Source organism: Pseudomonas sp. R5(2019) (assembly GCF_009905435.1).
In the GTDB taxonomy this organism is placed as follows: domain Bacteria; phylum Pseudomonadota; class Gammaproteobacteria; order Pseudomonadales; family Pseudomonadaceae; genus Aquipseudomonas.
The window spans coordinates 38,719-65,243 of sequence record NZ_JAAAMT010000033.1; the positions used below are offsets into that span (position 1 = coordinate 38,719).

Here is a 26,525-nt window from a genome sequence, read left to right on the forward strand (position 1 = left end):
TCGTGCATGTCGTTAGCGGTGATTCAGATGGTCAGCCAGAGCGACGTACTGGCCAACCTGGCCCAGGCCCGGGCGTTGCTCGAGCAAGCGGCACAGGGCGGCGCACGGCTGGCGGTGCTGCCGGAAAACTTCGCCGCCATGGGCCGTCGTGATGCTGCAGCCATCGGCCAGGCCGAAGTGTTGGGGCAGGGCCCGATCCTGCCATGGTTGAAACAGGCCGCCCGCGACCTCAGGTTATGGATTGTGGCGGGAACCTTGCCGTTGCCGCCGCACGACCGGCCGCAGGCCAAGTCCCATGCCTGCTCGCTGCTGGTGGACGAGCACGGCGAGCCGGTGGCGCGCTACGACAAGCTGCACCTGTTCGACGTCGATGTGGCCGACAGTCGGGGGCGTTATCGTGAATCAGATGACTACGCCCACGGTCAAAACGTTGTGGTGGCCGACACGCCAGTCGGGCGGGTAGGCCTGAGCGTGTGTTACGACCTGCGGTTTCCGGAGCTGTACAGCGCTCTGCGAGAAGCGGGCGCCGAGATCATTACCGCCCCGTCGGCCTTTACGGCCGTGACCGGGGCGGCCCATTGGGATGTGCTGATACGCGCACGTGCCATCGAAACCCAATGCTATGTCCTGGCTGCGGCCCAGGGCGGAATCCATCCCGGGCCCAGGGAAACCTACGGGCATGCGGCCATTGTCGACCCCTGGGGGCGCATCCTGGCCGAACAGGATCAAGGCGAAGCCGTGCTGCTGGCCGAACGTGACAGCAGTGAACAGGCGTCCATCCGGGCGCGGATGCCGGTGTCCAGTCACCGGCGATTTTTCTCGCAGGACGCATTGCGGCCTGCGCACACCTCGGAGTGACTATGAGCGAGTTGTTATCCACCGTCAGTGATCACCTGCTTGCGCCGGGTGGCTTGACCATCGAGAGCCTGCAGTCTGTGTTGGGCGAGTTGGCCGGTCCCGGCATCGATGCCGCCGACTTGTATTTCCAGGGCCAGATTTCCGAGTCCTGGGCGCTGGAAGACGGCATCGTCAAGGAAGGCAGTTTCAACCTTGACCAAGGCGTCGGCGTGCGCGCCCAGTCCGGTGAAAAAACCGGCTTCGCCTACAGCAACGCCATCACTCAGGACGCCTTGCTGCAAGCCTCGCGCGCAGCGCGGTCGATTTCCCGTGCGGGCCAGAACGGCACCGTGAAGGTGTTCGCCAGCCAGGACATCCCGCGCCTGTACGGCGAAGACAATCCGCTGGAGGTTCTCAGCCGGGCCGAGAAGGTCGAGTTGCTCAAGCGCGTCGACGCCGCCACCCGTGCCTTGGATCCGCGCATCCAGCAGGTCACCGTGAGCCTGGCCGGGGTCTGGGAGCGCATACTGATCGCCGCTGCCGATGGCAGCCTGGCCGCAGACATTCGCCCGCTGGTGCGCTTCAATGTCAGCGTGATCGTTGAGCAGAACGGTCGCCGCGAGCGAGGTGGCCATGGCGGCGGCGGTCGCACCGATTACCGCTACTTCCTGAGCGAAGACCGGGCCATGGGCTATGCCCGTGAAGCCCTGCGCCAGGCGCTGGTCAACCTTGAAGCGATTCCGGCGCCGGCCGGCACCTTGCCGGTGGTACTGGGTTCGGGCTGGTCCGGCGTGCTGCTGCACGAAGCGGTCGGGCACGGCCTGGAAGGCGACTTCAACCGCAAGGGCAGCTCTGCCTACAGCGGTCGCATGGGCGAAATGGTTGCCTCCAGCCTTTGCACCATTGTCGATGACGGTACCCTGGCCGGTCGCCGCGGGTCGCTGAGCGTCGATGACGAAGGCACGCCGACCGAATGCACCACGCTGATCGAGAATGGCGTGCTCAAGGGTTACATGCAGGACAAGCTCAACGCCCGTCTGATGGGCGTGGCCTGTACCGGCAACGGTCGTCGCGAATCCTATGCGCACCTGCCGATGCCGCGCATGACCAACACCTACATGCTTGGCGGCCAGAGCGATCCGGCGGAAATCATCGCCTCGGTGAAAAAGGGCATCTACTGCGCCAACCTCGGCGGCGGTCAGGTGGACATCACCAGCGGCAAATTCGTGTTCTCCACCAGCGAAGCCTACTTGATCGAAGACGGCAAGATCACCACGCCGGTCAAGGGTGCGACGTTGATTGGCAACGGGCCGGAGGCGATGAGCCGAGTGTCGATGGTCGGTAACGACCTGTCGCTGGACAGTGGCGTAGGCACCTGCGGCAAGGATGGGCAGTCGGTACCGGTGGGCGTGGGTCAGCCGACCTTGAAGATCGATGCGATCACGGTGGGTGGCACCGGCGCATGAAAAAAGACGCGGGCCGCCTGAAGGCTGCCCGCGTTGATGTCAGCGCAAGCCGCGTTTGGTTTCATCCAGATCGCGGATGTATTTGAAGATCTTGCGGCTGGCGGCAGGCGGTTTGTTGCGCAGTTGTTCGTGCTGGGCCTGACGGATCAGCGAACGCAGTTGCTGGCGATCCGCTTCAGGGTATTCGCCGACGAATTGCTCCAGCACCTCGTCAGTGCCGCCGATCAGGCGATCGCGCCAGCGTTCGAGGTTGTGGAAACGTTCGTTGTATTGCCGGGTGGAGGCATCGAGTTGGTCGAGCAACACCAGAATCGCGTCGACTTCCTGGTCACGCATCAGCTTGCCGATAAACGACAGATGCCGTTTGCGGGCGATATGCGCGGTGTGCTTGGGCGCATCGGCCAGGGCCCTGCGCAGTGGATCGGTCAGGGGCAGGCGAGCCAGGGTGTCGGGCTTGAGTGTGGTCAGGCGCTCACCGAGATCCACCAGCGCATGCAGCTCGCGCTTGACCTGAGATTTGCTTTTTTCGCCGTCGTCGAAGGCGTCGTCGTAATCAACCATGGGGGCAGTCCGCTAATAAACGCCGCCATGATAACCAGTCGGGGGCCGCTTGTCCGGCCCGGTCGTAGCTTGACCCGCGCCGAAAGCAGAATTTGAGTGGAGAAAACTATGAACGCAGTCCAAAGCGTCGGCCCGCAGGCCTTGCCGGAGTTGCAGGAGCAGGTCGAGCAGATCATCGCCGAGGCTCGCCGCCAGGGCGCCAGCGCCTGCGAAGTGGCGGTATCGCTGGAACAGGGCTTGTCCACCACCGTGCGCCAGCGTGAGGTCGAAACCGTCGAGTACAATCGCGATCAGGGTTTCGGCATTACCTTGTATGTGGGCCAGCGTAAAGGCTCGGCCAGCACTTCGGCCAGCGGCAGCGATGCCATTCGTGAAACCGTGGCGGCGGCACTGGCCATTGCCAAGCACACTTCCGAAGATGAGTGCTCAGGCCTTGCCGATAAAGCCCTGATGGCTCGCGATCCGCAAGACTTCGACCTTTACCACGCCTGGGACATCACGCCCGAGCAAGCGATCGAAAAGGCCCTGGCCTGCGAGGCGGCTGCCTTTGACGCCGACCCGCGAATCAAGAACGCCGATGGCACCACCCTCAACACCCACCAAGGCTGCCGCGTGTATGGCAACAGCCATGGCTTTATTGGCGGTTACGCCTCGACCCGGCATAGCCTCAGTTGCGTGATGATCGCCGAAGGTGACGGGCAGATGCAGCGCGACTATTGGTACGACGTAAACCGTCTGGGCGAGTTGCTGGCCGACCCGCACAGCATTGGTGTGCGCGCCGCTCAACGTGCCGCAAGCCGCCTGGGCGCACGTCCGGTACCCACGTGCGAAGTGCCGGTGCTGTTCTCCGCGGAGCTGGCAGGCGGTTTGTTCGGCAGTTTCCTCTCGGCGATTTCGGGCGGCAACCTGTACCGCAAATCCTCGTTCCTTGAAGGTGCCATGGGCCAGCAACTGTTCCCCGAGTGGCTGACCCTGGACGAACGTCCGCACCTGCCGCGTGCACTGGCTAGCGCCGCATTCGACGGTGATGGCCTGGCGACCTACGCCAAACCGTTCGTCGAAAAAGGCCAATTGGTATCGTATGTGCTGGGCACTTACTCAGGTCGCAAGCTCGGGTTGCCGAGTACTGCCAACGCCGGCGGTGTGCACAACCTGTTCGTTACTCACGGGGTTGAAGACCAGGCCGCACTGCTTCGGCGGATGGGGCGCGGCTTGCTGGTGACCGAGTTGATGGGGCAGGGGCTGAACATGGTGACGGGCGATTATTCGCGTGGCGCCGCGGGTTTCTGGGTTGAGAACGGTGAAATCCAGTTTGCTGTTCAGGAAGTGACCATTGCCGGCAATATGAAAGACATGTTCCAGCAAATCGTCGCGATTGGCAGTGATCTTGAAACTCGTAGCAATATTCACACAGGTTCGGTGTTGATCGAAAAAATGACCGTGGCTGGCAGCTGATTTCGGCGGTGTCCGCTGGCCCTCACCCCAACCCTCTCCCTCTGGGCGGTCCGACGCCTCGAGAGGGCTAGGTGAGGGTCGCAAGCACAATTGTCCTCAAGATCTCACCCCCATAAGCCCGACCTCTGCGTCGGGCTTCCACGCCGGATAGATGGAAGCAAGCCAACCACGCATCAAAACCAGTATTGCAGAAAAGGGGATAACCATAGATGTAGGAGCCGGGCTTGCCCGCGAATGAGGACGCCGCGGTTTTCCAGTGGTTGCGCGTCATCGTTCATCGCGGCGGTGCGGCGACCCGATGAGCCCGGATCCTACCGGTTCCGCGCCTTGGATGACTGGCATTAAGGCTGCCCGCAGTGAGGGTAGCCGACAGGGCATGGCGCTTGTGGTCAGACGCTGAGTATATCGACCTCGACTCCAAGGTTTTTCAGGTGATTTTCCGCAAGCTTCAGATGCTTCGGTTTTGGACGGTAATGTCCTGACTTTTCTCTAATTTCAAATCGTTTGCTTGCTACTCGCTCAAGGCTACCGGCACTGATGATTTCCTCTCCCGGGGCGAGCAGAGAGTGTGGAATGTAAGTAGAAGTAAAGTGGTCGCCGGAGGGGGCAGCGATCAAACTACCTTTCTGAGTGAGAACAAATTTTTGGGAGACATGTTGCTCTATCGATTGAAGATCTTGAATCGAGTTAAACGATTTTGCGGGGGATCCGCTCGGGAAATTTGTCGCAAATTCGAGTTTTTCTTTCGGTAGATTGTTGATTTGCACATTTTTCAAAACTTTGGGTGTCGTGGCTGTGCTACGACCAAAAAATCTTATATGGCCACTTGGATCCTTGAAATTTGTTGGATCTCCCAGGCAATAGGCATAGGCATTCATCCCACCAGCTCCGAAGGGGCTCCAATTATCAGGGCTGTTAAACCTCATGAGCGTTGAATTGTAACCTCGGTAGCCATTTCCCAAGAGATAGATGCCAGCGATCGATTCACGTATCTGCCCGCAGAAACCAAGCCTTTTGTGCAATTCAGGTAGCGTATAGCCATAAGCAGAATAGATCACTGCTTGGCGGGCTGTAGGACTGGAAAATACCAGTGCAGAGCTTAGGGAGTCGCTTGCGATCAAAGTGGTGCCGGGTGAAATCAGGTGGTCTGGCGTATTAGACATCTTTGTTGCTCCTGCGCTATCAAAGAAGGTCTATTAGTTTTTGCCAAAGTCACTTATTTGGATACCTGGCAGAACTACTAGGTAGGGCACCTGCCTGAGTCGCAACGTACAAAAAAACCGCCATGCGGCGGTTTTGGAAAATTGGGCGAGGGTCGAGACAGATAGGTCGTTCACTCACCTTCGTCAAAGTAATTATTGATCAACTCGACCAGCGCATTCAGCGCTTCCTGTTCCTGTTCGCCCTCTGTGCGCAGATGAACCTGGGTGCCCTTGCCGGCAGCCAGCATCATCACGGCCATGATGCTCTTGCCGTCGACCATGGTTTGCGGCGTGCGCCCAACCTTGACTTGGCAAGGGTGCTTGCCAGCGACGCCGACGAACTTGGCTGCCGCGCGGGCGTGCAAGCCAAGCTTGTTGATGATGGTGATTTCCAGAGCGGGCATCGCGGGGAGGGTCCTTTCAGCTGAGGTCGCGGTGGCGAACCTGAACGTTCTTGAGGGATTGCTGCAGGACCTGGCCGAGGCGCTCGGTCAGGTAGACGGAGCGGTGATGCCCGCCGGTGCAGCCAATGGCGATCGTGACGTAGGCGCGGTTGCTGGCGGCGAAGCGAGGCAGCCATTTGAGCAGGTAGCTGGAGATATCCTGGTACATTTCCTCGACGTCCGGCTGGGCGTCCAGATAGTCGATTACCGGTTGCTCGAGCCCGGAGTGGTCGCGCAGTTCTGGCTTCCAGTAGGGGTTGGGCAGGCAGCGCACATCGAACACCAGGTCGGCATCGACCGGCATGCCACGCTTGAAGCCAAACGACTCGACCAGAAATGCTGTGCCCGCCTCGGGTTTGTCCAGCAGGCGCAACTTGATGGTGTCGCGCAGTTGGTAGAGGTTCAGGCTGGTGGTGTTGATCTTGAGGTCGGCAAGGTCGGCGATCGGGCCGAGCAATTCGCTCTCGACGCGGATGGCCTCTGCCAGGGAACGCTCGGGATTGGTCAGCGGGTGGCGCCGACGGGTCTCGGAAAAGCGCTTGAGCAGGGTTTCTTCGTCGGCATCCAGGTACAACACGTCACACTGGATGTGCCGGCCACGCGCTTCATCGAGCAATTCAGGGAAGCGCGAAAGATGGCTGGGCAGGTTGCGCGCGTCGATAGAGACGGCGACCTTGGGTTGCATCAGCTCGGTGTTGATCAGCGCATTCTCGGCCAACTGCGGCAGCAAGCCTGCCGGCAGGTTGTCGATGCAGTAAAAGCCGTTGTCCTCCAGTACATCGAGGGCGGTGCTTTTACCCGAGCCGGATCGGCCACTGACGATGATCAAGCGCATGATTATTGACCGTTCTGTACTTCCAATACCACGTTATACAGGGATTCGTTGTTGCCTGCGGCACGCAGGCGATCACGAACCTCCTTGCGATCGAGCATGCTGGCAATCTGGCGCAGCAGCTCCAGGTGAGCATCGGTGGCCGCTTCCGGGACCAGCAACACGAACAGCAGGTCGACGGGGGCGCCATCGATGGCGTCGAAATCTACAGGTGCATCGAGGTGGAGCAGGGCGCTGATAGGGGCTTCGCACCCTTTGAGTCGGCAGTGAGGAATGGCAATGCCATTGCCGAACCCCGTAGAGCCCAGTTTTTCGCGAGCGATAAGGCTTTCGAAGACAGTTTGCATATCCAGCTCCGGGACTTCCCGGTGGATCAGGTTTGCAATTTGTTCGAGTACACGCTTTTTACTGCCGCCCGGCACGTTCATGAGTGAACGGCCGGGGGTCAGGATGTTTTCAAGTCGGATCATGAGTGGGGGGTGTCAGCGAGCGGTCGCGCCTTGCAGGAGGCTCTGCTGTTTTTCCTTGTGTTTTTTCAGTTGGCGGTCGAGCTTGTCTGTGAGCAGGTCAATCGCGGCGTACATGTCGTCATGTTCAGCATTGGCGACGACTTCGCCGCCAGGTATGCGCAGGGTGGCCTCGATTTTCTGTTTCAGCTTCTCGACCTCCATGATGACCTGCACATTGGTAATCTTGTCGAAGTGCCGCTCCAGACGATCGAGTTTTTCCCCGATGTAAGCGCGCAGCGGTTCGGTGACTTCGAGTTGGTGTCCACTGATGTTGACTTGCATACAGCTTCTCCTTTGTTGCCAGTGCATAAAGAGGCAGGCCCAAGGGCCTGCCACTGAAACGCTGTGGCACATCTCAAGGCCGTTACATCAATCGCTTGCGTTCGCTCGACGGTGCGATGCCGAGGGACTCGCGGTATTTGGCGACGGTGCGACGGGCTACCTGGATGCCTTGTGCCTCCAGTAAACCAGCGATCTTGCTGTCACTCAACGGCTTTTTCTGATTTTCCGCTGCAACCAGTTTTTTGATGATCGCGCGGATCGCTGTAGACGAGCATTCACCGCCTTCGGAGGTGCTCACATGGCTCGAGAAAAAATACTTCAACTCGTAGATGCCGCGCGGGGTGTGCATGTATTTCTGCGTCGTCACCCGTGAAATCGTCGACTCGTGCATGCCCACCGCCTCGGCGATATCGTGCAGGACCAGCGGCTTCATCGCTTCGTCGCCGTGGTCCAGGAAGCCGCGCTGGTGCTCGACGATCTGGGTGGCGACCTTCATCAGGGTTTCGTTGCGGCTCTGCAGGCTCTTGATGAACCAGCGGGCTTCCTGCAACTGATTGCGCATGAAGGTGTTGTCGGCACTGGTGTCGGCGCGACGCACAAAGCCTGCGTACTGCGGGTTGACGCGCAGGCGTGGCACCGACTCCTGGTTCAGCTCCACCAGCCAGCGCTCGCTGTCCTTGCGCACGATCACGTCCGGCACCACGTATTCGGGTTCGGATGACTCGATCTGCGAGCCTGGGCGCGGGTTGAGGCTCTGTACCAGTTCGATGACCTGGCGCAGCTCATCTTCCTTGATTTTCATGCGCCGCATCAGCTGGCTGTAATCGCGGCTGCCGAGCAGGTCGATGAAATCGGTGACCAGGCGCTTGGCTTCGGGCAGCCATGGCGTATTGGCGGGCAATTGACGCAATTGCAGCAGCAAGCACTCGCTCAGGTTGCGGGCAGCGATGCCGGCCGGCTCGAATTGCTGGACGCGGTGCAGGACGGCTTCGATCTCATCCAGTTCGATATCCAGTTCCGGGTCGAACGACTCGCAGATCTCCTCAAGGGTTTCGTCGAGGTAGCCCTGGCTGTTGATGCAGTCGATCAGGGTGACCGCAATCAGGCGGTCGGTGTCGGACATCGGCGCCAGGTTCAGCTGCCAGAGCAGGTGACTCTGAAGGCTTTCACCGGCGGACGTGCGGGTGGTGAAGTCCCACTCGTCATCATCGTTGCTGGGCAGGCTGCTGGCGCTGGTCTGGTAGATATCTTCCCAGGCGGTGTCCACCGGCAGTTCATTGGGGATGCGTTCGTTCCACTCGCCTTCTTCCAGGTTCTCCACGGTTGGAGTGCTTTCCTGGTAGCTGGGCTCCTGGATCTCCGCCGGGGTTTTCTGTTCGACGTTGTCGGCCAGCGGGTCGCTGTTATCGAAGTCGTCGCCTTCTTCCTGGCGTTCGAGCATCGGGTTGGATTCCAGCGCTTCCTGGATTTCCTGTTGGAGGTCCAGGGTCGACAACTGGAGCAAACGGATGGCCTGTTGCAACTGAGGAGTCATCGTCAGTTGCTGGCCCATTCTTAGGACGAGCGATGGTTTCATGGCAGGGGCTTTACACCTTATTTGCCGGCGCGCATGCGCCATCCACTACAGGGCGCCGAAGCGCCAAACATAAGCAAGTTATATGCCTGAATCTGAAGTGTTTGCCTAGAGCGCTGTAACAATTAAGCGACAGTCAGGCGCTCTGGGCAACTCGCCAAACACCTCGAGATTACAGGCGGAACTCGTGGCCGAGGTAAACCTCTTTCACCAGTTCGTTGGCCAGGATAGCGTCGGAATCGCCTTCGGCGATCAGTTGGCCATCGTTGACGATGTAAGCGATTTCGCAGATGTCCAGGGTTTCACGAACGTTGTGGTCGGTGATCAGGACGCCGATGCCCTTGGCCTTCAAGTGATGAATGATCTGCTTGATGTCGCCCACGGAGATCGGGTCAACGCCGGCAAAGGGTTCGTCGAGCAGGATGAACTTGGGCGCGGTGGCCAGTGCGCGGGCGATTTCGACCCGGCGCCGTTCGCCACCGGACAGGCTCATGCCGAGGTTGTCGCGAATGTGGCTGATATGGAACTCCTGCAGCAGACTTTCCAGCTCCTTGCGCCGGCCAGCGCTGTCCAGCTCCTTGCGGGTTTCCAGGATCGCCATGATGTTGTCGGCCACCGACAGCTTGCGGAAGATCGAGGCTTCCTGCGGCAAATAGCCGATGCCGGCGCGCGCGCGGCCATGCATGGGCTGGTGGCTGACGTCGATGTCGTCGATCAGCACGCGGCCCTGGTCGGCCTGTACCAGCCCAACGATCATGTAGAAGCAGGTGGTCTTGCCGGCACCGTTGGGGCCCAGCAGGCCGACGATCTGGCCGCTGTCGATGGACAGGCTGACGTCACGAACGACCTGGCGGCTTTTGTAGCTCTTGGCCAAGTGTTGGGCTTTCAGAGTCGCCATTACTGGGCCTTTTGCTCGTCGGGTTTCTTTTTCGGCTGGATCACCATGTCGATCCGCGGGCGCTGCGTTTTCACGCCGCTGCCGGCGCGGCCTGCGGTAGCCACTTGGTTGGCCGTGTCGTAGACGATTTTCTCGCCCTCGGTCGTGTTACCGGCGTTGATGACCTTGGCCTGGTCGATCAGCACGACGCGGTCCTGCGTGGAGTGGTACTGGATGGTCACGGCATAGGCCTTGACCTTTTCCGGGTCGGTGGCTTTCTGCTGTTGCTCGAAGTACGCCAGGCTGCCGACGGCGGTCACCACGTCGACGTCGCCCGAGGCTGTGCGGGTCAAGGTCACAGTGTTGCCGGTGATTTTCATCGAACCCTGGGTGATGACGACATCACCTTTGTACGTGGCAATGCCTTGCTTGTCATCGAGTTGCGCGTCGTCAGCCTGAATGCGGATAGGCTGGTCGCGGTCCGTCGGCAGAGCCCAGGCGCTCGCGCTTCCCAGTGCTGCGCCCACGCTGAGCAAGAAAGGAAGGGTTTTAACGAACCTCATACTGTCCTCTTACGTTGGACAGCAGGTTGATCCTGCTGTCGTTCAAATACGCTTTCATGCCCGTGGCCGTGGTCACGCCGCCAGCGCCCTCGATTCTAACGGCTTGCTCTGTTTGCGCATATTCCTTATGCGGGAATACCGTCATGCGCGAAGAGGTGATCAGGGTGGCGCGGTTTTTCTGATCGGTCCGGGCGATGCGCACCGAGTCGATCAGTTCGACTTCGGTGCCGTCAGGGTTGACCTCGCCGCGCTCGCTTTGCACGTGCCACGGATAGGCAGTCCCGCGGTACATCTGCAGGTCGGGCTTGGTCAGCAGAGTGATCTCGCTGGTCATCACGTGCTCGACCTTGTCGGCGGTCATTTCATATTGCAGCTTGCCGTCGGGCAGGAACTGCACGCTGCGCGCATTGATGGCGTAGTAGTCGATGGCGCTCTCGTCGACCGTCGCTACCGGCTTGTCGAGGAAGCTTTCCGGGCTGATGTTCCAGTACCCCACCGCAGCCAGCAGCGCGGCAATCACACAGAACAACGCAATGTTGCGAGCTTTTTTACTGAACATGTATCGCTCTACAGATAGTGGGCGTGAGCCGCGTCAAGGTTGCCCTGGGCGCGCAGGATCAGTTCGCAGAACTCGCGCACGGCGCCTTCGCCGCCGCGGGCCTGGGTGACGCCATCGGCGTGTTCGCGCACAAAGGCGGCGGCATTGGCCACGGCCATGCCCAGGCCGACCCGGCGAATCACCGGCAGGTCTGGCAGGTCATCGCCCAGGTAGGCCACTTGTTCATAGCTTAGGTTGAGTTGGCCGAGAAGCTCGTCCAGCACCACCAATTTATCTTCGCGGCCCTGATACAGATGCGGGATGCCCAGGTTGCGCGCGCGTCGTTCGACCGCCGGGGTCTTGCGGCCGCTGATGATCGCGGTGGTGACGCCGCTGTTCATCAGCATCTTGATGCCTTGGCCGTCCAGGGTGTTGAACGACTTGAACTCGCTGCCGTCTTCGAGAAAGTACAGGCGGCCGTCTGTCATCACGCCGTCCACGTCGAAGACTGCCAGCTTGATGGCCTTGCCGCGTTGCAGCAGATCGTTGCTCATTTACATCACTCCGGCGCGCAGCAGGTCGTGCATGTTAAGGGCGCCGACCGGCTGGTCGGCCTTGTCGACCACGACCAGCGCGCTGATCTTGTGGTCTTCCATGATCTTCAGGGCTTCGGCCGCGAGCATGTCCGGGCGCGCGGTCTTGCCGTGCAGGGTCATGACGTCTTCGATTTTTGCCGTGTGGATATCGATGTTGCGGTCCAGGCTGCGGCGCAGGTCACCGTCAGTGAAGATTCCGGCCAGCTTGCCGTCGGCTTCCAGTACCACCGTCATGCCTAAACCTTTGCGAGACATTTCCAGAAGCGCGTCTTTGAGCAGCGTGCCGCGGACTACCTGAGGCAGCTCTTCACCGCCATGCATCACGTTTTCGACCTTGAGCAGCAAGCGGCGGCCCAGGGCGCCGCCGGGGTGCGAGAACGCGAAGTCTTCGGCCGTGAAACCACGGGCTTCGAGCAGGGCGATCGCCAGGGCATCGCCGAGCACCAGCGAGGCGGTGGTCGAGGAGGTCGGGGCCAGGTTCAATGGGCAAGCCTCCTGGGCAACGCGCGCGTCGAGGTTGACCTCGGCGGCCTTGGCCAGTGGCGAGTCGGGGTTGCCGGTCAGGCTGATCATCTGGATGCCCAGACGCTTGATCAGCGGCAGCAGGGTAACGATCTCGGCGGTAGAGCCGGAGTTGGACAGTGCCAGGATGATGTCATCCTTGGTGATCATGCCCATGTCGCCGTGGCTGGCCTCGGCCGGGTGCACGAAGAAGGCCGTGGTGCCGGTGCTGGCCAGGGTCGCGGCGATCTTGTTGCCGATGTGCCCGGACTTGCCCATGCCGACCACGACGACGCGGCCTTTGCTGGCCAGGATCATCTCGCAGGCGCGGACGAAATCGGCATCGATATGGGCCAGCAAGCCTTCAACGGCCTCAAGCTCGAGGCGGATGGTGCGCTGTGCGGATTGGATCAGGTCGCTGGATTGGCTCATGTCGGAAATCGGATTGCCTGATGAAAAGGCGGGGATTATAGCGGTAATGCACGAAAGCCTCACCTGCGATCGTCGCCGCGTTGCCTGTCTGGCGACTGAACGAGCGCGGCGCAGGCCTTGGGGCGATAGTGCCAGCGGTGATATAGTTCGCCGCCAGTTCGGCCCGCCCAGTGCGCGCGTGCCTCCAAGAAGGGGGTGAGCGTCTGAGAGAGAGGCTGCATCGCAAGGAGTTTAGATGAGTGCCGATAACGCCTACGCGGTCGAGCTGAAGGGCCTTACCTTCAAGCGCGGTACGCGCAGCATCTTCAATAACGTCGATATTCGTATTCCGCGTGGCAAGGTCACCGGAATCATGGGGCCATCGGGGTGCGGCAAGACCACGCTGTTGCGTTTGATGGGCGCGCAGTTGCGGCCCAGCAGCGGCGAAGTCTGGGTCAACGGCCAGAACCTGCCGAAGCTGTCGCGCAGTGACCTGTTCGATGCCCGCAAGCAAATGGGCGTGCTGTTCCAGAGCGGCGCCCTGTTCACCGATCTTGATGTGTTCGAGAACGTCGCCTTTCCGCTGCGGGTGCATACCCAGCTGCCCGATGAAATGATTCGTGACATCGTTTTGATGAAGCTGCAGGCCGTCGGCCTTCGCGGTGCGATCGAACTGATGCCCGACGAGCTTTCCGGCGGCATGAAGCGCCGAGTGGCGCTGGCCCGGGCTATCGCCCTCGACCCGCAGATCCTTATGTATGACGAGCCCTTCGTGGGCCAGGACCCGATCGCCATGGGCGTGCTGGTGCGCCTGATCCGCCTGCTCAACGATGCCCTGGGCATCACCAGCATCGTGGTGTCCCACGACTTGGCCGAAACCGCCAGTATTGCCGACTATATCTACGTGGTCGGCGATGGCCAGGTGCTGGGGCAGGGCACGCCGAAGGAGCTGATGGGCTCCGATAACCCGCGCATCCGTCAATTCATGAAAGGCGACCCCGATGGGCCGGTACCTTTCCACTTTCCTGCGCCGGACTACCGCGCTGATCTTCTGGGGAAGCGTTGATGCGCAGAAAATCCTTACTGGAACGCATTCGGCGGTTCGGGCGTTCAGGCATCGATGTGCTGGCCGTCCTGGGCCGTTCGACACTGTTTCTGACCCATGCCCTGGGTGGGCGTGGCGGTATTGGCGGCGGCTTTCAACTGCTGATCAAGCAGCTTTACTCCGTGGGCGTGCTGTCGCTGGCAATTATTGTGGTGTCGGGCGTTTTCATCGGCATGGTGCTGGCGCTGCAGGGCTTCAGCATTCTGACCAAGTACGGCTCGGAGCAGGCTGTCGGGCAAATGGTTGCACTGACGTTGCTGCGTGAGCTGGGGCCGGTCGTCACCGCGTTGCTGTTCGCTGGTCGTGCCGGTTCCGCGTTGACCGCCGAAATCGGCAACATGAAGTCGACCGAGCAGCTCTCAAGCCTTGAGATGATCGGCGTCGACCCGCTCAAATACATCGTCGCGCCACGCTTGTGGGCCGGCTTCATCTCGCTGCCGTTGCTGGCCATCATCTTCAGCGTTGTCGGCATCTGGGGTGGCTCGTGGGTTGCCGTAGACTGGCTGGGCGTCTACGAGGGCTCATTCTGGGCCAACATGCAAAACAGCGTATCGTTTACCGATGATGTGCTCAATGGCGTGGTCAAAAGCCTGGTATTCGCTTTTGTCGTCACATGGATTGCCGTTTTCCAAGGGTATGACTGTGAGCCCACCTCGGAGGGGATCAGCCGTGCCACGACCAAGACCGTGGTATATGCCTCGCTGGCAGTGCTGGGCCTGGACTTTATTCTGACCGCCTTGATGTTTGGAGATTTCTGATGCAAAACCGCACCCTGGAAATCGGTGTCGGCCTGTTTTTGCTGGCCGGGATTCTGGCACTGCTGCTGCTGGCGCTGCGCGTCAGCGGGCTGTCGGCCACCCCGAGCACTGACACCTATAAACTTTACGCTTACTTCGACAATATCGCCGGTTTGACTGTCAGAGCTAGAGTGACCATGGCCGGGGTAACCATCGGCAAGGTCACGGCAATCGATCTGGACCGCGACACCTATACCGGTCGGGTAACCCTGGAGCTGGAAAAACGCGTGGACAACCTGCCCACCGATTCCACCGCCTCGATCCTGACCGCAGGGCTGCTGGGTGAGAAGTACATCGGCATCAGCGTGGGCGGTGAAGACAAATTGCTCACGGATGGCGGAACCATTCACGATACCCAGTCGTCACTGGTGCTCGAGGATCTGATCGGCAAGTTCCTGCTCAATAGTGTTGGCAAAGAAGCCAAGTGAAATGAGGAGTTATTCCATGATGTCTATTCTGCGACGTGGCCTGCTGGTGCTGTTGGCGGCCCTGCCGATGCTGGCGCACGCCGTCACCGGTCCATCGGCCCATGAACTGATTCAGGACACCACCACGCGTTTGCTGGCGGACCTGGAAGCCAACAAGGAAACCTACAAGACCAACCCGAGCGCCTTCTACGATGCCATGAACAACATCGTCGGGCCGGTGGTGGATGCTGACGGCGTTTCGCGCAGCATCATGACGGTCAAATACTCGAAAAAGGCCACCCCGGAGCAGATGGCGCGCTTCCAGGAGAACTTCAAGCGCAGCCTGATGCAGTTCTATGGCAATGCGCTGCTTGAGTACAAGAACCAGGGCATTACCGTTTCTCCTGCCAAGGACGAAAGTGGCGACCGTACCAGCGTCGACATGACGGTCAAGGGCAGTAGCGGCGCGAACTATCCGGTTTCCTACACCCTGGAGAAGATCAACGACCAGTGGAAAGTCCGCAACGTGATCATCAACGGGATCAACGTCGGCAAGCTGTTCCGTGACCAGTTCGCTGACGCCATGCAGCGCAATGGCAACGATCTGGACAAGACGATCAACAACTGGGCGGGCGAAGTCGCCAAGGCCAAGGCAGTGACCGAGGAAGCGGCCGATGAACAGAAGCAGAAACAGGCACAATGACGATCAGTGAAGTTCGTGCTGGCGCGCCGGGGCAGTTGAGCCTGCACGGCGTGCTCGATTACCGCTCTGGCCCGGCCTTGCGCAAGGAAGGTCAGGCGCTGATCAATGCCAGCAATGGGCAGGCTCTGCTGGTCGATTGTTCGGCCGTGGAAAAGTCCAGTAGTGTGGGTCTTTCCTTGCTGCTGGCGTTCATGCGCGACGCTCAAGCGCTGGGCAAGACGCTGTCGATCAGGGCCATGCCCGACGATATGCGCGAAATTGCCCAGGTCAGCGGGCTGACCGAATTGCTGGTCCAGGATTGAAATAGCCAGGCCCTTTGTCAGAGTTCCCCATTGCGGGGTTCGCAGGCGAAGGGCTTTTTTGTATGATGGCCGACCCGCGCGCGTTGGGCGCCGATTGAGGTTGAGCATGCAGGCCGTAGAAGTTAAGAGCTTTCTTGAAGGAAAGTTGCCAGGAACCCAGGTCGAAGTTGAAGGCGAAGGCTGCAACTTCCAGTTGAACGTGATCAGCGACGAGTTGTCGGGCCTGAGCCCGGTCAAGCGTCAGCAGGCGGTTTATGCTCATCTGAACCCCTGGATCGCCGATGGCAGCATCCACGCGGTCACCATGAAATTTTTCAGCAGCGCAGCCTGGGCTGAGCGTACCTGAGCCAATTGGCGTCGAGATCCCTATGGACAAACTGATTATTACTGGCGGCGTTCGTCTTGACGGCGAAATCCGCATCTCCGGGGCGAAGAACTCTGCCCTGCCGATTCTTTCCGCGACCTTGCTGTGCGATGGCCCGGTCACGGTTGCCAACCTGCCGCACCTGCACGACATTACCACCATGATCGAGCTGTTCGGGCGCATGGGCATTGAGCCTGTGATCGACGAAAAGCTGGCTGTGGAAATCGACCCGCGCACCATCAAGACCCTGGTCGCTCCGTACGAGCTGGTGAAAACCATGCGCGCCTCGATCCTGGTGCTGGGCCCGATGGTCGCCCGCTTCGGTGAAGCCGAAGTTGCGCTGCCGGGTGGTTGCGCCATCGGTTCGCGTCCGGTTGACCTGCACATTCGCGGCCTGGAAGCCATGGGCGCGAAAATCGAGGTCGAAGGCGGCTACATCAAGGCCAAGGCACCCGAGGGTGGCTTGCGAGGTGCGCATTTCTTCTTCGATACCGTCAGCGTGACCGGTACCGAAAACATCATGATGGCAGCGGCCCTGGCCCGAGGCCAAAGCGTGCTGCAGAACGCCGCGCGTGAGCCGGAAGTCGTCGACCTGGCCAACTTCCTGATCGCCATGGGCGCCAAGATCAGTGGTGCCGGTACCGACACCATCACCATCGACGGTGTCGAGCGCCTGCACTCGGCGCACTACAAGGTGATGCCTGACCGTATCGAAACCGGTACCTACCTGGTGGCCGCTGCCGTGACCGGTGGCCGCGTCAAGGTCAAGGACACCGATCCGACCATCCTTGAAGCGGTACTGGAAAAACTCAAGGAAGCGGGCGCCGAAATCACCTCCGGCGTCGACTGGATCGAGCTGAACATGCACGGCAAGCGGCCCAAGGCTGTGAACCTGCGTACCGCTCCGTACCCGGCGTTCCCGACTGACATGCAAGCGCAGTTCGTCTCCCTCAACGCCATCGCCACCGGCACCGGCGCTGTGATCGAAACCATTTTCGAAAACCGCTTCATGCACGTCTATGAATTGCACCGCATGGGTGCCAAGATCCAGGTCGAAGGCAATACCGCCATCGTTACCGGCACCGAAACGCTCAAGGGCGCACCGGTGATGGCGACCGACCTGCGGGCCTCGGCCAGCCTGGTCATCTCGGCACTGGTTGCCGAAGGCGATACCCTGATCGACCGCATTTACCACATCGACCGTGGTTATGAATGCATCGAGGAAAAACTGCAGATGCTGGGCGCGAAGATCCGTCGCGTACCGGGCTAGTTTTCCTGAAGGGGTGCACGGACGCGCCCCGACATGCTGGACTGAATTGATTCGCGCCCTGCCGGGGTTCCCGGCGCGGCGAGAAGTATCCTGATAAGGACCGACGTTTCCCATGTTGACCATCGCGCTGTCCAAGGGCCGCATTCTCGACGATACCCTGCCGCTGCTGGCGGAAGCCGGCATCGTGCCGACCGAGAACCCGGATAAAAGCCGCAAGCTGATCATTCCTACGACTCAGGAAGACGTCCGTCTGCTGATCGTACGGGCTACCGACGTGCCGACCTACGTCGAGCATGGCGCGGCCGACCTCGGCGTTGCCGGCAAGGACGTGCTGATGGAGTACGGCGGCCAGGGCTTGTACGAGCCGCTGGACCTGCAGATCGCCAAGTGCAAGCTGATGACCGCCGGTGCCGTCGGCGCAGTCGAGCCCAAGGGCCGTCTGCGCGTGGCGACCAAGTTCGTCAACGTCGCCAAGCGTTACTACGCCGAGCAGGGCCGTCAGGTCGACATCATCAAGTTGTACGGCTCGATGGAGCTGGCACCGCTGATCGGCCTGGCCGACAAGATCATCGACGTCGTCGACACTGGTAACACCCTGCGTGCCAACGGCCTGGAACCCCAGGAATTGATCGCCCACATCAGCTCCCGGCTGGTGGTCAACAAAGCATCGATGAAGATGCAGCACGCCCGCATCCAAAGCCTGATCGACGTCCTGCGCCGGGCTGTGGAATCGCGACACCGCGGCTGACTGTTTTGCGCGACCCCAGGTCGCGCCCGTCTATCCGTGTCATAGCCAGAATTCTCAGGTGCCCGCGCGGATCGACTGCTACTTTAGGGCGCCTGAGCATTTGCCAATTATCGAGGCCCTCGCTATGACCACGTCCACTGCAATTCGCCGACTCAATGCTGCTGACCCGGATTTCGCCCGACATCTGGATCATCTGCTGAGCTGGGAAAGCGTGTCTGACGATTCGGTCAACCAGCGCGTGCTCGACATCATCAAGGCCGTGCGCGAGCGCGGTGATGCGGCGCTGGTGGAGTTCACCCAGCGTTTCGACGGCGTTCAGGCCACCTCCATTGACGACCTGATCCTCAAGCGCGACCGCCTGGAACTGGCCCTGACCCGCATCACCCCGGAGCAGCGCCAGGCCCTGGAAAAGGCCGCCGAACGTGTGCGCAGCTACCACGAGCGGCAAAAGCAGGATTCCTGGAGCTACACCGAGGCCGACGGTACGGTGCTGGGCCAGAAAGTCACGCCGCTGGACCGTGCCGGCCTGTATGTGCCGGGTGGCAAGGCGTCGTACCCCTCGTCGGTACTGATGAACGCCATTCCTGCCAAGGTCGCGGGTGTGACTGAGGTGGTCATGGTGGTGCCGACGCCGCGTGGCGAAGTCAATGAGCTGGTGCTGGCGGCGGCGTGCATCGCCGGTGTCGACCGGGTCTTCACCATCGGTGGCGCCCAGGCCGTCGCGGCGCTGGCTTACGGCACTGAAAGCGTGCCCCAGGTCGACAAGGTCGTCGGCCCTGGCAACATCTATGTCGCCACCGCCAAGCGCCACGTGTTCGGCCAGGTTGGCATCGACATGATCGCCGGCCCCTCGGAAATCCTGGTGGTGTGCGATGGCCAGACCGATCCGGACTGGATCGCCATGGACCTGTTCTCCCAGGCCGAGCACGATGAAGATGCCCAGGCGATTCTGGTCAGCCCGGACGCTGCCTTCCTGGACAAGGTCGCTGCCAGCATCGACAAGCTGCTGCCGACCATGGACCGCGCCGAAATCATCAATACCTCGATCAACGGTCGCGGGGCGCTGATTCTGGTTCGTGACATGCAGCAGGCCATTGAAGTCGCCAACCGCATTGCCCCTGAGCATTTGGAGTTGTCAGTCGCCGATCCGCAAGCCTGGCTGCCGCAGATCCGCCACGCTGGCGCGATCTTCATGGGCCGTCACACCAGCGAAGCGCTGGGCGACTACTGCGCAGGTCCCAACCATGTGCTGCCGACCTCCGGCACCGCACGGTTTTCGTCGCCGCTGGGGGTGTATGACTTCCAGAAACGTTCTTCGATCATTTTCTGCTCGGAGCAGGGCGCTTCGGAACTGGGCAAGACCGCTTCGGTGCTGGCCCGGGGTGAATCCCTGAGCGCCCATGCCCGTAGTGCTGAATACCGCATCATTGCCGACAAGAAAGGGGAATGAACATGAGCAAATTCTGGAGCCCCTTCGTCAAGGACCTGGTGCCTTACGTCCCGGGTGAGCAGCCGAAGTTGGCCAAGCTGGTCAAGCTCAACACCAACGAAAACCCTTATGGCCCATCGCCCAAGGCGCTGGAGGCCATGCGCGCAGAGCTGAATGACAATCTGCGCCTGTACCCGGACCCGAACGGTGATCGCCTCAAGCAGGCAGTGGCCGAGTACTACGGTATCGACACGCGCCAGGTGTTCCTCGGCAACGGCTCGGACGAAGTGCTCGCGCACGCGTTCCACGGCCTGTTCCAGCACGGCAAGCCGCTGCTGTTCCCGGATATCAGCTACAGCTTCTATCCGGTTTACTGCGGCTTGTACGGCATCGAGTATGAGGCGCTGCCGCTGGATGAGCAGTTCCAGATTCGGGTCGAAGACTATGCGCGCCCCAACGGCGGGATCATCTTCCCGAACCCGAATGCCCCGACGGGTTGCCTGTTGGCGCTGGAGGCGGTCGAGCAACTGCTCAAGGCCAACCAGGACACCGTCGTGGTGGTCGATGAAGCCTATATCGACTTCGGCGGCGAGACGGCAATCAGTCTGGTCAATCAGTATCCGAACCTGCTGGTAACCCAGACCCTATCCAAGTCGCGCTCGCTGGCGGGCCTGCGGGTTGGCCTGGCGGTTGGCCATCCGGATCTGATCGAGGCGCTGGAACGAATCAAGAACAGCTTCAACTCCTACCCGCTGGACCGCATGGCGATTGCCGGTGCGGCTGCGGCGTTCGAGGACAAAGCGTACTTCGAGCAGACCTGCAATGCTGTGATCGACAGTCGCGAAAAACTGGTTGCGGCCCTTGAACAGCGTGGTTTTCAGGTGCTGCCGTCTGCTGCGAACTTCATCTTTGCCCGTCATCCGCAGCAGGATGCGGCGACGATCGCAGCGCGCTTGCGCGAAAAAGGCGTGATCGTGCGGCACTTCAAGCAGGAGCGGATTGCCCAGTTCTTGCGGATCAGCATCGGCACCGAAGAGCAGAACCAGGCGTTGCTCGACGCACTTGAGGTCTGAATAAGGCTTCGCGCAAGCCCGCCCTCCCACAAAAAAGCCCGCGCACTGCGCGGGCTCAGACTGCTGAAAACCCCAAATCTACCTGCGGGACTCGACTGTAGGAGCCGGGCTTGCCCGCGATAAGGACGCCGCGGTTTACAGGTATTGCGCGTCATCGTTCATCGCAGCGGTTCGGCGCTCCGACAAGCCTTGCTCCTACAGGGGTTTGTCCATCAACCTTATTCTTCCTTGGCCGCCGGTACCGGCGCTGGTGGTGGCCGCAGCCCGATCTCTGCGGTCAGTTTCATTTCCTTGCCGTTACGCATGATCTCGAGGGAAACCTTGTCGTTGGGTTTGGTCTGCGCCACCTGGTTCATCGAGCGACGCCCGTCGCCGGCCGGTTCGCCATTGATACTGAGGATGACGTCACCCAGTTGCAGACCGGCTTTCTGCGCCGGGCCGTCGCGGAAAATACCCGCCACGACAATGCCAGGGCGACCTTGCAAGCCAAACGACTCAGCCAATTCCTGGGTCAACGGCTGTACTTCAATCCCCAGCCAGCCACGAATCACCTGGCCATGCTCGATGATCGCCTTCATCACGTTCAGTGCCAGCTTGATCGGAATGGCGAAGCCGATGCCCTGGGAGCCACCGGACTTGGAGAAGATCGCCGTGTTGATACCGGTCAGGTTGCCGCGGGCATCCACCAGCGCGCCACCGGAGTTACCGGGGTTGATCGCGGCGTCGGTTTGAATGAAGTCTTCGTAGGTGTTCAGGCCCAGCTGGTTGCGGCCGGTGGCGCTGATGATGCCCATGGTCACGGTCTGGCCGACACCAAAGGGGTTGCCGATCGCCAGTGCCACGTCACCTATGCGGATATTGTCGGAGCGGCCGATGGTGATCGAGGGCAGGTTCTTCAGGTCGATCTTCAGCACCGCCAAGTCGGTCTCCGGGTCGCTGCCGATCACCCGGGCCAGGGTTTCGCGCCCGTCCTTGAGCGCAACCACGATCTGGTCGGCGCCCGCGGTGACATGGTTGTTGGTCAGCAGGTAGCCTTCCGGGCTCATGATCACGGCCGAGCCCAGACTCGATTCCCAACGACGTTGCTTGGGCAGGTTATCGCCGAAGAAACGCCGGAATTGTGGGTCTTCGAACAGCGGATGGCTGGACCTGTTCACCACCTTGGTGGTGTAGAGGTTGGCGACCGCCGGCGCGGCGGTGCCGACCGCCTCGGCGTATGAAACCGGCCCCTGCATCAGCTTTGTGGTCTGCGGCGCTTGCTGCAGGTTGATGTCCTGGTTCGGCAAGCCGACCCACTGCGGGAAGCGCTGGATAACCAGCAGGGCGATGAGCACGCCAGTCAGCAGTGGCCAGCCAAAATAACGCAGTGCCTTGAACATTGAACGAGTCCCGGAAATCCAAAAAAGCCAGCGGCAGCAGGGGAGAATTGAGCGCGCGATCATACTGAAGCTGCGCCCGGGCAGGAATAACCCGGGCAACAAAAGCTGTAAGGTTTGCGTAAAGCTGGCCGACGGTTTCCCCAACCTCATCCGGCGGCTCATAATGGCGGGCATTATAAAGGGCCTGAGGCCTGCCAAACGGATTAATCGGGAGTCTTTTCATGGCTGTTGCACTCAGCACCCTGGTTGAAGAAGCCGATCGCTACCTGGGTAGCGCGCGGATCCAGGATTACTGTCCCAATGGGCTGCAGGTCGAAGGGCGCCCGCAAGTCTCGCGCATCGTCACCGGCGTGACCGCAAGCCAGGCCCTGCTGGATGCGGCCGTGGAAGCGGATGCCGATCTGGTGCTGGTGCATCACGGCTATTTCTGGAAGGGTGAAAACCCCTGCATCACCGGCATGAAGCAGCGGCGCTTGAAAACCCTGCTCGGCAACGATATCAGCCTGCTCAGTTATCACCTGCCGCTGGATCTACACCCGGAAGTCGGCAACAACGTCCAGCTGGCGCGCCAGCTGGATATCACCGTTGAAGGCCCGCTTGACCCGGACAACGCCCGGGTGGTCGGCCTGGTCGGTTCATTGGCCGAGCCCATGACCGCCCGCGACTTTGCCCGCAAGGTCCAGGAGGTGCTCGGCCGTGAGCCGTTGCTGGTGGAAGGTAGCGAGATCATTCGTCGGGTCGGTTGGTGTACAGGTGGCGGTCAGGGTTATATCGATCAGGCCATCGCCGCCGGTGTTGATTTGTTCATCAGTGGCGAAGCGTCCGAGCAGACGTTCCACAGTGCCCGGGAAAACGACATCAGCTTCATCGCTGCTGGCCACCACGCGACTGAACGCTACGGCGTGCAGGCGTTGGGGGATTACCTGGCCAGGCGCTTTGCGCTGGAGCACCTTTTCATAGATTGCGCGAACCCGGTGTAAAGCAGAGTCGCTAAAACGGCAGGGCATATTCTTATACCGTTTCGATCTAGCTGGCCTCCTCTATAGAATTGGTCGCTGTGCTAGAGTGCCCGCCTCGAACACGGCCCGCTGGCCGTCCATAAGATCGATATTCCGTGAGTAGCCATGGTCGACAAACTGACGCATTTGAAACAGTTGGAGGCGGAGAGCATCCACATCATTCGTGAGGTGGCCGCCGAGTTCGATAACCCGGTGATGCTGTACTCCATCGGCAAGGACTCTGCCGTCATGCTGCACCTGGCGCGCAAAGCCTTTTTCCCGGGCAAACTGCCGTTTCCGGTCATGCACGTCGACACCCAATGGAAATTCCAGGAGATGTACAGCTTCCGTGATCGCATGGTCGAGGAAATGGGGCTGGACCTGCTGGTACACGTAAACCCCGATGGCGTGGCGCAGGGCATCAACCCCTTCACCCACGGCAGTGCCAAGCACACCGACATCATGAAGACCGAGGGCCTCAAGCAGGCGCTGGATAAATACGGCTTCGATGCGGCCTTCGGCGGCGCGCGCCGCGACGAAGAGAAATCGCGGGCCAAGGAGCGTGTTTACTCCTTCCGCGACAGCAAGCACCGCTGGGACCCGAAAAACCAGCGTCCAGAGCTGTGGAACGTCTACAACGGCAAGGTCAACAAGGGCGAGTCGATTCGTGTCTTCCCGCTGTCGAACTGGACCGAGCTGGACATCTGGCAGTACATCTATCTGGAAGGCATTCCGATCGTACCGCTGTACTTCGCGGCCGAGCGTGACGTGATCGAGAAGAACGGCACGCTGATCATGATCGATGACGAGCGCATCCTCGAGCACCTGAGCGATGAAGAAAAAACCCGCATCGTCAAAAAGAAAGTGCGTTTCCGTACCCTTGGCTGCTACCCGTTGACGGGCGCGGTGGAGTCCGAGGCCGAAACCCTCACGGACATCATTCAGGAAATGCTCCTGACGCGAACTTCCGAGCGCCAGGGCCGGGTCATCGACCACGATGGCGCCGGCTCCATGGAAGACAAAAAACGTCAAGGCTATTTCTAAGTTAGGGTCAGACCATGTCGCACCAATCCGAATTGATCAGCGAGGACATCCTCGCGTACCTGGCCCAGCACGAGCGTAAAGAACTGCTGCGCTTCCTTACCTGCGGTAACGTCGATGACGGCAAGAGCACCCTGATCGGGCGCCTGCTGCACGACTCCAAGATGATCTACGAAGACCATCTGGAAGCCATCACCCGCGATTCGAAGAAAGTCGGCACCACCGGTGACGACATCGACCTGGCGTTGCTGGTAGACGGTCTGCAGGCCGAGCGCGAGCAAGGTATCACCATCGATGTGGCGTACCGCTACTTCTCGACGGCCAAGCGCAAGTTCATCATTGCCGACACCCCGGGCCACGAGCAGTACACCCGCAACATGGCCACCGGTGCGTCGACCTGTGACCTGGCGATCATCCTGGTTGACGCCCGTTATGGCGTGCAGACCCAGACGCGTCGTCACAGCTACATCGCCTCCTTGTTGGGCATCAAGCACATCGTCGTTGCGGTCAACAAAATGGACCTCAAGGACTTCGACGAGCAGGTTTTCGAGTCGATCAAGGCCGATTACCTGAAGTTCGCCGAAGGCATCAACTTCAAGCCGAGCAGCCTGCACTTCGTGCCAATGTCGGCGCTCAAGGGCGACAACGTGGTCAACCACAGCGAGCGTTCGCCGTGGTACAGCGGCCAGTCGCTGATGGAAATCCTCGAAACCGTGGAAGTGGCGGGCGACCGCAACTTCACCGACCTGCGCTTCCCGGTGCAGTACGTCAACCGGCCGAACCTGAACTTCCGTGGCTTCGCCGGCACCCTGGCCAGCGGCGTCGTGCACAAGGGCGACGAAGTCGTCGTGCTGCCGTCGGGCAAGAGCAGCCGGGTCAAGTCCATCGTCACTTTCGAAGGTGAGCTGGAACACGCAGGTCCTGGCCAGGCCGTGACCCTGACCATGGAAGACGAGATCGACATCTCCCGTGGCGACCTGCTGGTGCATGCCGACAACGTACCGTCGGTGACCGACCAGTTCGACGCCATGCTGGTGTGGATGGCTGAAGAGCCCATGCGCCCGGGCAAGAAATACGACATCAAGCGCGCCACCAGCTACGTGCCGGGCACCATTGCCAGCATCACCCACAAGGTCGATGTGAACACGCTGGAGCAGGGCGCTGCCAGCGCGCTGCAACTGAACGAGATCGGCAAGGTCAAGGTCAGCCTGGATGCACCGATCGCCCTGGACGGTTACGACAGCAACCGCACCACCGGCGCGTTCATCGTGATCGACCGCCTGACCAACGGCACCGTTGGCGCCGGCATGATCATCGCACCGCCGGTGATCCCGCACGGCAGCATCGGCCATCACGGCAAACTGGCTCACGTTGCCACCGAAGAACGCGTCCTGCGCTTCGGCCAACAACCGGCCACCGTGCTGTTCAGCGGCCTGTCCGGCGCCGGCAAGAGCACCCTGGCCTACGCCGTCGAGCGCAAGCTCTTCGACATGGGCCGTGCGGTCTACGTGCTGGATGGCCAGAACCTGCGCCACGACCTGAACAAGGGCCTGCCACAGGACCGTGCCGGTCGCACCGAGAACTGGCGCCGTGCCGCGCACGTCGCACGCCAGTTCAACGAAGCCGGCCTGCTGACCCTGGCTGCATTCGTTGCCCCGGACGCCGAAGGCCGCGAACAGGCCAAGGCCCTGATCGGCAAGGAGCGCCTGGTGACCGTCTACGTCCAGGCTTCGCCACTGGCGTGCCGTGAACGCGACCCACAAGGCCTCTACGCGGCCGCAGGGGACAACATCCCGGGCGAGTCCTTCCCGTATGACGTGCCGCAGGATGCTGATCTTGTGATCGACACCCAGAGCGTGTCGGTGGAAGAGGGCGTTAAGTTGGTGCTGGAAGTTCTGAAGGCGCGCGGCGCGATTTAAGCGCTGGTCTGCAATATGAAAAACCCGTCATGGCTTTGGCTCTGACGGGTTTTTTAATGCTCAGATATATGTATGGGCTTTTTGGCTTTTTGGCTTTTTGGCTTTTTGGCTTTTTGTCTTGTTTCAATGAGTGCTCATTAACTCAATGATTCATTGGTGAAATGGCAGTTCCTTATGGTCATGCGCATTTTTTTGCCCCTGCGCCACCGCGATCTCCCCCCCGGTGTCAGGATAGTTGTCGCCTCTCCGGTTTTTCCTGAAAAAGCATATCGGGGGCGGAAAGAGACTGGTCGTGCCGTACTATTCACCTGAACGCAAAGCCGCATTGCTGAAGATGCTGCTTC

At 60.5% G+C, this 26,525-nt stretch carries 29 protein-coding genes; 16 read left to right on the forward strand and 13 right to left on the reverse strand.

From position 1 onward, the window contains the following. Positions 1-6 precede the first annotated feature (6 nt). Together GUY40_RS19570 and tldD are read left to right on the forward strand one after the other, a co-directional pair. Positions 7-858, forward strand: a complete 852-nt coding sequence (locus tag GUY40_RS19570; RefSeq protein ID WP_166570550.1) for a carbon-nitrogen hydrolase family protein — start codon at positions 7-9, stop codon at positions 856-858. Positions 859-860: 2 nt separating this feature from the next. Next, positions 861-2,303: a metalloprotease TldD gene (tldD, locus tag GUY40_RS19575; protein ID WP_166570551.1), complete on the forward strand. Its 1,443-nt coding sequence runs from the start codon at positions 861-863 to the stop codon at positions 2,301-2,303. Between the two features lie 39 nt (positions 2,304-2,342). On the opposite strand, the gene yjgA is transcribed toward tldD, so the two are convergent. Then, entirely contained in the window at positions 2,343-2,864 is a 522-nt protein-coding gene (yjgA, locus tag GUY40_RS19580; protein ID WP_166570552.1) for a ribosome biogenesis factor YjgA, read from the reverse strand. Positions 2,865-2,972: 108 nt separating this feature from the next. Here yjgA and pmbA point away from each other — a divergent pair, with 108 nt between their 5' ends. Further along, entirely contained in the window at positions 2,973-4,319 is a 1,347-nt protein-coding gene (gene pmbA, locus GUY40_RS19585; protein WP_166570553.1) for a metalloprotease PmbA, read from the forward strand. Between the two features lie 389 nt (positions 4,320-4,708). On the opposite strand, the gene GUY40_RS19590 is transcribed toward pmbA, so the two are convergent. The 11 genes from GUY40_RS19590 to GUY40_RS19640 form a co-directional block, all read right to left on the reverse strand. Next, the gene (locus GUY40_RS19590) at positions 4,709-5,482 is read right to left on the reverse strand and encodes an RHS repeat-associated core domain-containing protein (RefSeq protein WP_166570554.1); all 774 of its coding nucleotides are present in this window, start codon (positions 5,480-5,482) and stop codon (positions 4,709-4,711) included. 170 nt (positions 5,483-5,652) lie between these two features. Beyond that, positions 5,653-5,925, reverse strand: a complete 273-nt coding sequence (locus tag GUY40_RS19595; RefSeq protein ID WP_166570555.1) for an HPr family phosphocarrier protein — start codon at positions 5,923-5,925, stop codon at positions 5,653-5,655. 16 nt (positions 5,926-5,941) lie between these two features. After that, a complete protein-coding gene (rapZ, locus tag GUY40_RS19600; RefSeq protein ID WP_166570556.1) occupies positions 5,942-6,799 on the reverse strand; it encodes an RNase adapter RapZ in 858 nt (285 codons plus the stop codon). Positions 6,800-6,801: 2 nt separating this feature from the next. After that, positions 6,802-7,266 (reverse strand): PTS IIA-like nitrogen regulatory protein PtsN, encoded by a 465-nt coding sequence (gene ptsN, locus GUY40_RS19605; protein ID WP_166570557.1) that lies wholly within the window; start codon positions 7,264-7,266, stop codon positions 6,802-6,804. Positions 7,267-7,278: 12 nt separating this feature from the next. Next, positions 7,279-7,587 (reverse strand): ribosome hibernation-promoting factor, HPF/YfiA family, encoded by a 309-nt coding sequence (hpf, locus tag GUY40_RS19610; RefSeq protein ID WP_166570558.1) that lies wholly within the window; start codon positions 7,585-7,587, stop codon positions 7,279-7,281. Positions 7,588-7,669: 82 nt separating this feature from the next. Continuing rightward, entirely contained in the window at positions 7,670-9,163 is a 1,494-nt protein-coding gene (locus tag GUY40_RS19615) for an RNA polymerase factor sigma-54 (RefSeq protein WP_166570559.1), read from the reverse strand. Between the two features lie 169 nt (positions 9,164-9,332). After that, a complete protein-coding gene (gene lptB, locus GUY40_RS19620; protein WP_166570560.1) occupies positions 9,333-10,058 on the reverse strand; it encodes an LPS export ABC transporter ATP-binding protein in 726 nt (241 codons plus the stop codon). Beyond that, positions 10,058-10,600 (reverse strand): lipopolysaccharide transport periplasmic protein LptA, encoded by a 543-nt coding sequence (gene lptA, locus GUY40_RS19625; protein WP_166570561.1) that lies wholly within the window; start codon positions 10,598-10,600, stop codon positions 10,058-10,060. Before lptA ends, lptB begins: the two co-directional genes overlap by 1 nt. Next, the gene (lptC, locus tag GUY40_RS19630; protein WP_166570562.1) at positions 10,587-11,159 is read right to left on the reverse strand and encodes an LPS export ABC transporter periplasmic protein LptC; all 573 of its coding nucleotides are present in this window, start codon (positions 11,157-11,159) and stop codon (positions 10,587-10,589) included. The genes lptA and lptC overlap by 14 nt, the downstream gene beginning before the upstream one ends. Positions 11,160-11,167: 8 nt before the next feature. Then, complete coding sequence (locus tag GUY40_RS19635) at positions 11,168-11,692, reverse strand: HAD family hydrolase (protein ID WP_166570563.1); 525 nt, start codon at positions 11,690-11,692, stop codon at positions 11,168-11,170. Further along, positions 11,693-12,667: a KpsF/GutQ family sugar-phosphate isomerase gene (locus GUY40_RS19640; protein WP_166570564.1), complete on the reverse strand. Its 975-nt coding sequence runs from the start codon at positions 12,665-12,667 to the stop codon at positions 11,693-11,695. A gap of 235 nt (positions 12,668-12,902) precedes the next feature. Between GUY40_RS19640 and GUY40_RS19645 the strand changes: the two genes are divergently transcribed. The 10 genes from GUY40_RS19645 to hisC all read left to right on the forward strand — a co-directional run bounded on the left by GUY40_RS19645 (position 12,903) and on the right by hisC (position 20,844). After that, positions 12,903-13,712 (forward strand): ATP-binding cassette domain-containing protein, encoded by an 810-nt coding sequence (locus GUY40_RS19645; RefSeq protein WP_166570565.1) that lies wholly within the window; start codon positions 12,903-12,905, stop codon positions 13,710-13,712. Next, positions 13,712-14,509: a lipid asymmetry maintenance ABC transporter permease subunit MlaE gene (gene mlaE / locus GUY40_RS19650; protein ID WP_166570566.1), complete on the forward strand. Its 798-nt coding sequence runs from the start codon at positions 13,712-13,714 to the stop codon at positions 14,507-14,509. Before GUY40_RS19645 ends, mlaE begins: the two co-directional genes overlap by 1 nt. Continuing rightward, on the forward strand, positions 14,509-14,976 hold the full coding sequence (mlaD, locus tag GUY40_RS19655) for an outer membrane lipid asymmetry maintenance protein MlaD (protein WP_166570567.1): 468 nt from the start codon (positions 14,509-14,511) through the stop codon (positions 14,974-14,976). Before mlaE ends, mlaD begins: the two co-directional genes overlap by 1 nt. A 16-nt stretch (positions 14,977-14,992) precedes the next feature. Further along, on the forward strand, positions 14,993-15,658 hold the full coding sequence (locus GUY40_RS19660; RefSeq protein ID WP_166570568.1) for a phospholipid-binding protein MlaC: 666 nt from the start codon (positions 14,993-14,995) through the stop codon (positions 15,656-15,658). Then, complete coding sequence (locus tag GUY40_RS19665) at positions 15,655-15,960, forward strand: lipid asymmetry maintenance protein MlaB (protein WP_166570569.1); 306 nt, start codon at positions 15,655-15,657, stop codon at positions 15,958-15,960. The genes GUY40_RS19660 and GUY40_RS19665 overlap by 4 nt, the downstream gene beginning before the upstream one ends. A gap of 106 nt (positions 15,961-16,066) precedes the next feature. Further along, positions 16,067-16,306, forward strand: a complete 240-nt coding sequence (locus tag GUY40_RS19670) for a BolA family protein (protein ID WP_166570570.1) — start codon at positions 16,067-16,069, stop codon at positions 16,304-16,306. Between the two features lie 22 nt (positions 16,307-16,328). Further along, entirely contained in the window at positions 16,329-17,594 is a 1,266-nt protein-coding gene (gene murA, locus GUY40_RS19675) for a UDP-N-acetylglucosamine 1-carboxyvinyltransferase (protein ID WP_166570571.1), read from the forward strand. A 112-nt stretch (positions 17,595-17,706) separates the two neighbouring features. After that, positions 17,707-18,342 carry an ATP phosphoribosyltransferase gene (hisG, locus tag GUY40_RS19680; RefSeq protein ID WP_166570572.1) on the forward strand — a complete coding sequence of 212 codons (636 nt, stop codon included), beginning with the start codon at positions 17,707-17,709 and terminating at the stop codon, positions 18,340-18,342. Positions 18,343-18,466: 124 nt separating this feature from the next. After that, complete coding sequence (gene hisD / locus GUY40_RS19685) at positions 18,467-19,792, forward strand: histidinol dehydrogenase (RefSeq protein WP_166570573.1); 1,326 nt, start codon at positions 18,467-18,469, stop codon at positions 19,790-19,792. Positions 19,793-19,794: 2 nt separating this feature from the next. After that, complete coding sequence (gene hisC / locus GUY40_RS19690) at positions 19,795-20,844, forward strand: histidinol-phosphate transaminase (protein WP_166570574.1); 1,050 nt, start codon at positions 19,795-19,797, stop codon at positions 20,842-20,844. 218 nt (positions 20,845-21,062) lie between these two features. On the opposite strand, the gene algW is transcribed toward hisC, so the two are convergent. Continuing rightward, entirely contained in the window at positions 21,063-22,223 is a 1,161-nt protein-coding gene (algW, locus tag GUY40_RS19695) for a Do family serine endopeptidase AlgW (RefSeq protein ID WP_166570575.1), read from the reverse strand. A gap of 221 nt (positions 22,224-22,444) precedes the next feature. Between algW and GUY40_RS19700 the strand changes: the two genes are divergently transcribed. From GUY40_RS19700 to cysN, 3 genes are all read left to right on the forward strand, one after another. Then, a complete protein-coding gene (locus GUY40_RS19700) occupies positions 22,445-23,203 on the forward strand; it encodes a Nif3-like dinuclear metal center hexameric protein (RefSeq protein WP_166570576.1) in 759 nt (252 codons plus the stop codon). Positions 23,204-23,347: 144 nt separating this feature from the next. Then, on the forward strand, positions 23,348-24,265 hold the full coding sequence (gene cysD, locus GUY40_RS19705; protein ID WP_166570577.1) for a sulfate adenylyltransferase subunit CysD: 918 nt from the start codon (positions 23,348-23,350) through the stop codon (positions 24,263-24,265). A gap of 14 nt (positions 24,266-24,279) precedes the next feature. After that, on the forward strand, positions 24,280-26,181 hold the full coding sequence (gene cysN / locus GUY40_RS19710) for a sulfate adenylyltransferase subunit CysN (RefSeq protein WP_166570578.1): 1,902 nt from the start codon (positions 24,280-24,282) through the stop codon (positions 26,179-26,181). Positions 26,182-26,525 lie beyond the last annotated feature (344 nt).

Excerpts from the sequence above, each read along its gene's own strand:
- hisC (WP_166570574.1), top strand. The coding sequence starts at position 19,795 with ATGAGCAAATTCTGGAGCCCCTTCGTCAAGGACCTGGTGCCTTACGTC.
- rapZ (WP_166570556.1), bottom strand. The coding sequence starts at position 6,799 with ATGCGCTTGATCATCGTCAGTGGCCGATCCGGCTCGGGTAAAAGCACC.
- yjgA (WP_166570552.1), bottom strand. The coding sequence starts at position 2,864 with ATGGTTGATTACGACGACGCCTTCGACGACGGCGAAAAAAGCAAATCT.
- mlaE (WP_166570566.1), top strand. The coding sequence starts at position 13,712 with ATGCGCAGAAAATCCTTACTGGAACGCATTCGGCGGTTCGGGCGTTCA.
- lptB (WP_166570560.1), bottom strand. The coding sequence starts at position 10,058 with ATGGCGACTCTGAAAGCCCAACACTTGGCCAAGAGCTACAAAAGCCGC.
- mlaD (WP_166570567.1), top strand. The coding sequence starts at position 14,509 with ATGCAAAACCGCACCCTGGAAATCGGTGTCGGCCTGTTTTTGCTGGCC.
- tldD (WP_166570551.1), top strand. The coding sequence starts at position 861 with ATGAGCGAGTTGTTATCCACCGTCAGTGATCACCTGCTTGCGCCGGGT.
- GUY40_RS19590 (WP_166570554.1), bottom strand. The coding sequence starts at position 5,482 with ATGTCTAATACGCCAGACCACCTGATTTCACCCGGCACCACTTTGATC.
- lptC (WP_166570562.1), bottom strand. The coding sequence starts at position 11,159 with ATGTTCAGTAAAAAAGCTCGCAACATTGCGTTGTTCTGTGTGATTGCC.
- hisG (WP_166570572.1), top strand. The coding sequence starts at position 17,707 with ATGTTGACCATCGCGCTGTCCAAGGGCCGCATTCTCGACGATACCCTG.
- GUY40_RS19665 (WP_166570569.1), top strand. The coding sequence starts at position 15,655 with ATGACGATCAGTGAAGTTCGTGCTGGCGCGCCGGGGCAGTTGAGCCTG.
- pmbA (WP_166570553.1), top strand. The coding sequence starts at position 2,973 with ATGAACGCAGTCCAAAGCGTCGGCCCGCAGGCCTTGCCGGAGTTGCAG.
- GUY40_RS19660 (WP_166570568.1), top strand. The coding sequence starts at position 14,993 with ATGATGTCTATTCTGCGACGTGGCCTGCTGGTGCTGTTGGCGGCCCTG.
- GUY40_RS19700 (WP_166570576.1), top strand. The coding sequence starts at position 22,445 with ATGGCTGTTGCACTCAGCACCCTGGTTGAAGAAGCCGATCGCTACCTG.
- algW (WP_166570575.1), bottom strand. The coding sequence starts at position 22,223 with ATGTTCAAGGCACTGCGTTATTTTGGCTGGCCACTGCTGACTGGCGTG.
- lptA (WP_166570561.1), bottom strand. The coding sequence starts at position 10,600 with ATGAGGTTCGTTAAAACCCTTCCTTTCTTGCTCAGCGTGGGCGCAGCA.
- GUY40_RS19645 (WP_166570565.1), top strand. The coding sequence starts at position 12,903 with ATGAGTGCCGATAACGCCTACGCGGTCGAGCTGAAGGGCCTTACCTTC.
- hisD (WP_166570573.1), top strand. The coding sequence starts at position 18,467 with ATGACCACGTCCACTGCAATTCGCCGACTCAATGCTGCTGACCCGGAT.
- GUY40_RS19615 (WP_166570559.1), bottom strand. The coding sequence starts at position 9,163 with ATGAAACCATCGCTCGTCCTAAGAATGGGCCAGCAACTGACGATGACT.
- murA (WP_166570571.1), top strand. The coding sequence starts at position 16,329 with ATGGACAAACTGATTATTACTGGCGGCGTTCGTCTTGACGGCGAAATC.
- cysN (WP_166570578.1), top strand. The coding sequence starts at position 24,280 with ATGTCGCACCAATCCGAATTGATCAGCGAGGACATCCTCGCGTACCTG.
- GUY40_RS19670 (WP_166570570.1), top strand. The coding sequence starts at position 16,067 with ATGCAGGCCGTAGAAGTTAAGAGCTTTCTTGAAGGAAAGTTGCCAGGA.
- GUY40_RS19595 (WP_166570555.1), bottom strand. The coding sequence starts at position 5,925 with ATGCCCGCTCTGGAAATCACCATCATCAACAAGCTTGGCTTGCACGCC.
- ptsN (WP_166570557.1), bottom strand. The coding sequence starts at position 7,266 with ATGATCCGACTTGAAAACATCCTGACCCCCGGCCGTTCACTCATGAAC.
- GUY40_RS19635 (WP_166570563.1), bottom strand. The coding sequence starts at position 11,692 with ATGAGCAACGATCTGCTGCAACGCGGCAAGGCCATCAAGCTGGCAGTC.
- hpf (WP_166570558.1), bottom strand. The coding sequence starts at position 7,587 with ATGCAAGTCAACATCAGTGGACACCAACTCGAAGTCACCGAACCGCTG.
- GUY40_RS19570 (WP_166570550.1), top strand. The coding sequence starts at position 7 with ATGTCGTTAGCGGTGATTCAGATGGTCAGCCAGAGCGACGTACTGGCC.
- GUY40_RS19640 (WP_166570564.1), bottom strand. The coding sequence starts at position 12,667 with ATGAGCCAATCCAGCGACCTGATCCAATCCGCACAGCGCACCATCCGC.
- cysD (WP_166570577.1), top strand. The coding sequence starts at position 23,348 with ATGGTCGACAAACTGACGCATTTGAAACAGTTGGAGGCGGAGAGCATC.